This window comes from Bradyrhizobium sp. (assembly GCF_049512235.1).
In the GTDB taxonomy this organism is placed as follows: domain Bacteria; phylum Pseudomonadota; class Alphaproteobacteria; order Rhizobiales; family Xanthobacteraceae; genus Bradyrhizobium.
In genome coordinates this window covers 1-7,643 of the sequence record NZ_JBEKXH010000317.1, presented here as the reverse complement: position 1 = coordinate 7,643, position 7,643 = coordinate 1, and the positions used below count along the sequence as shown (strand labels likewise).

General features: G+C 63.5%; 5 protein-coding genes. 2 read left to right on the top strand and 3 right to left on the bottom strand.

The window, feature by feature from the left end:
• The 3 genes from ppc to ABSG20_RS24595 form a co-directional block, all read right to left on the bottom strand.
• The coding region (ppc, locus tag ABSG20_RS24605) for a phosphoenolpyruvate carboxylase (RefSeq protein ID WP_423867103.1) at nucleotides 1–2,575 on the bottom strand (2,575 nt) is incomplete at its 3' end.
• Nucleotides 2,576–2,701: 126 nt separating this feature from the next.
• Complete coding sequence (locus ABSG20_RS24600) at nucleotides 2,702–4,249, bottom strand: acyl-CoA synthetase (RefSeq protein ID WP_423867102.1); 1,548 nt, start codon at nucleotides 4,247–4,249, stop codon at nucleotides 2,702–2,704.
• A gap of 133 nt (nucleotides 4,250–4,382) precedes the next feature.
• On the bottom strand, nucleotides 4,383–5,195 hold the full coding sequence (locus tag ABSG20_RS24595) for a crotonase/enoyl-CoA hydratase family protein (RefSeq protein WP_423867101.1): 813 nt from the start codon (nucleotides 5,193–5,195) through the stop codon (nucleotides 4,383–4,385).
• A 100-nt stretch (nucleotides 5,196–5,295) separates the two neighbouring features.
• On the opposite strand from ABSG20_RS24595, the gene ABSG20_RS24590 reads away from it, so the two are divergent.
• Together ABSG20_RS24590 and ABSG20_RS24585 are read left to right on the top strand one after the other, a co-directional pair.
• Nucleotides 5,296–6,168, top strand: coding sequence for an SDR family oxidoreductase (locus tag ABSG20_RS24590; protein WP_423867100.1), 873 nt, complete (start codon nucleotides 5,296–5,298; stop codon nucleotides 6,166–6,168).
• 69 nt (nucleotides 6,169–6,237) lie between these two features.
• Nucleotides 6,238–7,643, top strand: a 1,406-nt coding sequence (locus ABSG20_RS24585) for a fatty acid--CoA ligase (protein WP_423867099.1), incomplete at its 3' end; no start/stop codon positions are given.

Here is a 7,643-nt window from a genome sequence, read left to right as displayed (position 1 = left end):
CGAGCAATCGTTCCTGCGTGCCGGACCAGGTGTCGCGAATTCGTGCGAACACCTCGCCGGCGAGACCCCGGTCCTCGACCAGCGCGGCATAACGGGCGGCGATGTTCATGTCGGATTTGGACAGCACCATCTCGAGATTGTCCAAGGTGGCGCGGAAAAACGGCCACGAGTCGTGCATTTCGCGCAGCAGCCCCGCGTCGCCGAACGCGGCCAGCGCCTGCCCGACGCCATACCAACCGGGCAGCATGACGCGCGCCTGCGCCCAGCTGAACACCCAGGGGATGGCGCGCAGGTCCTCGATCTCGCGGGTTTTCTTGCGCGACGCCGGCCGGCTGCCGATGTTCAGCGTGGCAATCTCGGTGATCACGGTCGAAGCCCAGAAATACTCGGCAAAACCATCGGTCTCATAGACCAGCCCGCGATAGGCCTTGAAGGCCAGCGCCGACAATTGCTCCATCGCCTTCAAATATTCTCCCGATGGCGCGCTGTGCTTGGGCTGCAGCAGGCTTGCCTCCAGGGTCGCGGTGGCAAGAACCTCCAGATTATTGCGGCCGACCTCGGCGTTGGAATATTTGCTGGAGATGATCTCGCCCTGCTCCGTGATCCGGATCTGGCCGTTCACCGCGCCGCCCGGCTGCGCGATGATGGCGTCATAGCTCGGCCCGCCGCCGCGGCCGACCGAGCCGCCGCGGCCGTGGAAAAGTCTTAAGCGCACGTGGTGGCGCTCGAACACCTCGATCAAGCCGATCTCGGCCTTGTAGAGTTCCCAGCCCGAGGTGACGAAGCCGCCATCCTTGTTGCTGTCGGAATAGCCGAGCATCACTTCCTGCACCGCGCCGCGGCTGTCCACCAGTTTGCGATAGTCGTGAATCGACAGCATCCGGTCCATGATGCCGGCGGAGGCCTGCAAATCCTCGATGGTCTCGAACAGCGGTACGATATTGATCGCGCTGCGGCCCGAGGGATCGACCAGGCCGGCCTCCTTCAGGAGCAGCGCGACCTCCAGCATGTCGGACATCCCCTTGCACATCGAGATGATGCATTGCGGGATCGCATCGGCGCCGAATTTGGCGTGGGATTCGGCGGCGGTATGGAAGACCGCAAGTTCGCCTACGGTCTCCTCGCTGTATTTCACGAAGGATGACGTCAGCGGCCGGGTATTGCGCAGTTCGCTGGTAAGCAGCGCAATCCGCGCCTCTTCGCCGAGCGCCAGATAGGACATGCCGGGCATGGCCGCGTCGATCAGTTCCGCGACCGTGCGCTCGTGCACAGCCGAATTCTGCCTGATATCGAGTCTGGCCAGATGAAAGCCGAAACAATCCACGGCCCGGCGCAAATAGCGCAGCCGTCCGCGCGCGATCACGCGCGAATTGTTCGATATCAGCGAACGATAGATAATGTCGAGATCGGTCTTGAACTCGGAGACATCGGCATAGGGCGCGGCTTCGCCGACCGGCGCCCGGGTGGTTTCCACGTCCAGTCGCGCGGCGGTTGCGGTGAGCCGCGCATAGATGCCGGACACCGCCAGCCGATAAGGCTCGCCGCTTCGATGCGGCGACGTATCGGGCGAGCGCGCGGCGAGCGCGCGCAGATCCTTCGAGACGTCGGCGAGATGTGCCGCGAGCGATAGTTCGGAGCCGAGCACGTGCAGTTCTTCGAGATAGAAGCGCAGCACCCGGCTCGACTGCAACTTCAGCGTTCCGCGCATCACTTCCGCCGTCACGAACGGGTTGCCGTCGCGGTCGCCGCCAATCCAGCTTCCCATCCTCAGGAACGACGCCAGTTCGCCCGACGCGGCGCCGTCGCCTTCGTTGAGCCGATCCTCCAGCGCGCAATGCAGCCGCGGCACCTCGCGCAGAAAGGTGTAATCATAAAACGACAGGCCGTTGGCGACCTCGTCGAGCACGGTCAGCTTGGTACGACGCAACAGGTTGGTCTTCCACAGCGTCAGCACCTCGCGGCGCAACTGTTCGTCGCTGGCGGTGACCTCCTCTGGCGTCAGCTGGATGCGTTCGCGCCGATCCAAGAGCTCCGCGATCTCCATTTCGCGATCGATGGTGCTCTTGCGGCGAACTTCGGTTGGGTGTGCGGTCAGAACCGGACTGACCAGGGCGCTTGCGAAGAACTTGCGCAGGTCGGCGGCGCTGAAGCCGGCCGCGCGCGCATGCGACAGCGTCAGCGCCAGCGTTCCCGGGCGCGGCGTTCCCCCGGCACTGGAGCGCGTCCGCATCTGCCGGATGTTGTTCTGGTCCTCGGCGATGTTGGAGAGGTGGGAGAAATAGCTGAAGGCGCGTACAATACGCACGGTCTGGCTGGTCGACATGCTGTCGAGGATGAGCTCGAGCTCGCGCCGCGCCGGCTTGTCCTCATCCCGGTGGAACCGGATCGAGGTCTGCCGAATGCGTTCGACCAGGTCGAACACGTCGGCACCCTCCTGATCGCGCACGGTGTCGCCGAGGATGCGCCCGAGCAGGCGGATGTCATTCCGCAGCCGGGCATCTTCTTCTAGCGCCGAGGCGTCCTCGGCGCGGTTGGAACGCAAATCAGTGTCAGAAGGCATGATCTGGGGGGACATGGTGAGCTGCTCCAGAAACTGCCCGGCCCCCTTGAGTCGCAAGTTTTCGGACCCGGCGCAAGACCAAGAAAAAGGCGATTTCGGCGCTTCAGCTCGCCGGGCCCGTCGGCTCGGCCGGGACCGTGCCTAAATCCGCCGCCCCGCCCGCTCCCAGTAGGGATCGCGCAGGCGCCGCTTGAAAATCTTGCCGGAATCCTCGCGCGGCAGATTGTTGAGGATTTCGATGTGCTTCGGCACTTTGTAGTCGGCCAGCGAGCATTTGAGCTGGGCCCGGATCGCCGCCGCGTCCAGCATCACCCCGGCTTGCGGCTCCACTGCCGCCATCAGCGCCTCACCGAATTCGTCGTCGGGGATGCCGAAAACCGCACAATCGTGCACGCCGGGAACCGCATGCAGGGCGGCTTCGATCTCGGCGGGATAGATGTTGACGCCACCTGAAATCACCATGTCGCGCTTGCGGTCGCAGATGAAGACATACCCGTCGGCGTCGATATAGCCGACATCGCCTGACGTGATAAAACCGTCGCGCTCGATCTCGGCGCGCTTCTCCGGCTTGTTGTGATAGGTGAAATCCGGATTACCGGCGATGCGCGAATAAATCTCGCCGATTTCGCCGTGCGTCAGCACGCTTCCGTCCTCGCCTATAAAGCGCAGCTCCGCGCCGGGCGCGATCCGGCCGACGGTGCCGGGCTTTGTCAGCGCGTCGTCGGAACTGGCAAACGTGACCGCGCCGGACTCGGTAGAGCCGTAGAATTCACAGATCACCGGCCCCCACCAGCCGATCATGGCGCGCTTGACGTCGGCCGGACAGGGGGCGGCGGCATGGATGACATGACGCAGCGACGACATGTCATATCTCCGTCGCACGGCTTTGGGCAGCTTCATCAGCCGGATGAACATGGTCGGCACCATGAAGATGGTGTCGATCCTCTCGGCCTCGATCAGCCGCAGCAATTCCTCTGGCTCGAACCGCGGCATCAATACCAGCGCGCCGCCGAGGCGGCCCGCGCGCAGGCCGAACGAATTCGGCGCGGAGTGGTACAGCGGTCCTGGCAAGAGCGTTCGCGCCCCCGGCTGAAGGCCGTAGATCATGGCGCGCATCCGCTCCATCGAAGCGCTTTGCTCCGGCGTCGGTGCATGGCGCCTTACGCCCTTGGGATGCCCCGTCGTGCCCGAGGTGTAGATCATGTTCTGCGGCTGCGGCAGCGCCGGCCCATCGTAAGGCCGCTGCTGTTCGAGCCAGGATTCCAGGTCGGTCGCGAAGTCGGGCGTGGCGAGATGATCGGGGGCAATCGTGTAATGCGTAAGGATTTCAGGCGGCGGCGGCACGCTGAGCACCTTTATACCGGCGGGAATCGCGTCACGCAGGCCATGCAGCATGTCGGCATGGCCGATCAGGACAGCGGTCCCGGAATCCCCGAGGATGTAGCTGACTTCCTCCGGCTTGAAGTGCCAATTGAGCGGGACCGCGTAAGCGCCAAGCCGCATCGCGGCATAGGCCGCTTCGATGAAGGCAATGTCATTACGCATCAGGATACACACGCAGTCGCCCTGGCTGACGCCAAGCCTGTGCAATCCGCCGGCGATACGGTCGGCGCGTTCAGCCACCTCGGCGTGACCGCGCCGTCGGGTGCCTGAGATGATGCCGAGGAAGAGCGATGGCGTTTCGGTCATTTCCCTATTCATTACCGCAGGAGAATTTGGGTTGTCGTCATCACCGGGCTTGTCCCGGTGATCCACGTCTTACTTTAGCAAGTGAAACCGTGGATGGCCGGGACAAGCCGGGCCATCGACGGAGGGTAGGGAGTCAAACGTCGTTGAAGCGTGGCGCCCGCTTTTCGATGTTGGCGCGTACCGCCTCGAGCTGATTGGGACTGCCGATCAAGTTCTGCTGCTCGACCGATTCGGCCAACAGCGCCGGTCCGGGATCAACGGTCAGATTGTTCAAGAGACGCTTGGCGGCGCGGATCGCATCCGGACTCTTGCCGGCGATTTCGCGTGCGACCTCGCAGGCCGCGGCGTGCGGGTCGTCGCAGATCCGGGTCGCCAAGCCGTAACTCAGGGCCTCCTGCGCCGAGAAAATCCGGCCCGTAAAGGTCAGCTCGCGCAGGATGTCGTCACGCACGAGGCTCGCCAGGATCGGTGTCCCCGCCATGTCCGGTACCAGCCCCCATTTGATCTCCATGATGGACATCCGCGCATCGGGGGCGAGAAATCGCATGTCGGCGCCCAGCGCGAGCTGGAAGCCGCCACCGAACGCCACGCCCTGGATCGCGGCAATGACCGGCACCGGTAGCTGCCGCCATCCCCACACGGCGGCTTGCGGGAAATTGGCTTGTCCATGGGTGCGCGCAGCGAGGTCGCGTTGTTCCCCTCCCGCTATCCCGTTACCCCCTTTCTCTTTCATGGCCGCGAACCGGCCCATGTCCAGGCCGGCACAAAAGGCGCGGCCTTCGCCGGACAAGACGACCGCCCGGAGGCCCTTTTCGCAGGCGAGCCGTTCGGAAGTGGCCACCAGCGCATCGAACATGGCGGCATCGAGGGCGTTCATCTTGTCGGCCCGCACCAGGCGAACATCCGCAACACCATCCGAAATCGACACCGAAACACGCTCTTCCATGCAAAATCTCCCCTTCACTTCCTGGTGGTTGCAGCTTTACAGAAAGCCGTTGTCCGGATTTAGTCAATCGACCAATGAACGGACATCAGGGTGGAACACCATGTTCAACGCACAGCTTCTCGCCGGCCGGCGCATTCTTGTCACCGGCGGCGGCACCGGGCTCGGCAAGTCGATGGCGGCGCGCTTCCTTCAGCTCGGCGCCGATGTCCATATCTGCGGCCGCCGCAAAGGCGTGTGCGACGAGACCGCGACCGAACTGATGGACCTCCATGGCGGCCGGGTCACGAGCCATGGGGTCGATATCCGAAACCCGCTCGCGGTCGACGAGATGGTCGAGACCATTTTCGCCCAAGGTCCCCTCACCGATCTCATCAATAACGCCGCCGGCAATTTTATCTCGCGTACCGAGGAGCTTTCGCCGCGCGGCTTCGATGCCGTCGCCAACATCGTCATGCACGGCACCTTTTACGTGACGCACGCGGTCGGCCGGCGCTGGATCGCCGGGAAACACCCCGGCAACGTGGTGTCGATCACCGTGACCTGGGTTCGCAACGGCAGCCCCTATGTGGTGCCCTCCGCGATGAGCAAATCCGCCATCCACGCCATGACGATGTCGCTGGCTGCGGAATGGGGACATTATGGCATCCGGCTCAACACCATTGCCCCGGGCGAGATTCCGACCGAAGGCATGAGCAAACGGATAAAACCCGGCGACGAAGCCGGCGCCCGCACCATCGCGGTCAATCCCATGGGGCGCGTCGGCAAGATGGAAGAACTGCAGAACCTGGCAGTGTTCCTGATTTCCGGCGGCTGCGACTGGATCAACGGCGAAACCATCGCCATGGACGGCGGCCAAGCGCTGGCCATGGGCGGCAATTTTTATTCATTGCGCGACTGGAAAGATGCCGACTGGGCCGAGGCCAGGGACGCGATCAAGGCGCAAAACGAGAAGGACCGCGCCGCAAGGGGGTGACCCGCATTGCCTTTGCCGCGCGACACCGCCAATATTGCGGCGGCAAACCCATAAAGCCATGGGAACAGAATGTCTGACATCCGGGAACCGGCCAACCTCGCCGATATGGTGCGGACGCTGGCAAAGAACCGTGGCAATGCCATTGCCTTCGAGTTCGAAGGCCGCCTGACCAGTTTTGCGGAGTTCGATACCAAGACCAATCGCGTCGCCAACGGACTCAAGGCGCTCGGGGTCGAGCCGCGCCAGCGTATCGCCTACCTCGGCGAGAATAGCGATATCTATTTCGAGCTGTTGCTGGGTGCGGTCAAAGCCAATGTGGTGATGGCGCCGGTGAATTGGCGGCTGGCCGGACCCGAGATCGCCTTCATCGTCGGGGATTGCAGGGCGCCCGTGCTGTTCGTCGGACCCGAGTTCGTGACCCATGTCCGCAACATCAAATCGCAATTGCCTGACCTGCGCGCCGTCATCACGACCGAGGGCGGCGCACCGGAATGGCTGGATTACATGGCGTGGCGCGAGGCACAGAGCAGCGACGATCCGAAAGTCCCGATCAGCCGGCAGGACATCGCGATCCAGCTTTATACTTCCGGCACGACAGGCAAGCCGAAAGGCGCAATGCTGTCGCATGCCAATTTCTTCAACCTGGTGGAGACCGGCACGGACCAAAAGCCCGACTGGAACAAATGGTTCGAGGATGACGTCTCGCTGGTGGCCATGCCGATCTTCCACATCGGCGGCTCCGGCTGGGGCGTGATGGGATTCTATCACGGCGCCAAGGGCGTGATCGCCAGGGAATTCGACCCGACAAAAGTGCTGGATTTCTTCGAACAGTCCGGCATCACAAAACTGTTCATGGTGCCTGCCGCGATGCAGTTCGTGGTGCGGCAACCGCGTGCCCGCAAGGTGGATTTCTCGCGCCTGAAATACATGCTCTATGGCGCCTCGCCGATCCCGGCGGCACTGCTGAAGGAATGCATCGAGGTGTTCGGCTGCGGCTTCGTGCAGATGTACGGCATGACCGAGACCACCGGCACCATCGTCGCGCTGCCGCCGGAAGATCACGTCGAGGGGCTGGAGCGGATGCGTTCGGCCGGCAAGGCGCTGCCCGGCGTCGAGCTCGCTATCCTCGATGCTGACGGCAACCCCTTGCCGCCGGGCGAAGTCGGCGAGATCGCGACCCGTTCAGGGTCCAACATGGCCGGCTACTGGAATCTACCGGAAGAGACCGCGAAGACCCTGGGCCGCGACGGCTGGCTGCGCACCGGCGACGCCGGCTACCTGGACCAGGACGGCTATCTCTATATCCACGACCGCATCAAGGACATGATCATCTCCGGCGGCGAGAACATCTATCCCGCCGAGGTCGAGAGCGCGATCTGCGACCATCCGGAAATCGCCGAAGTAGCCGTGATCGGCGTGCCCGATGACCAATGGGGCGAGGCGGTCAAGGCGATCGTGGTGATGAAGCCGGGCAA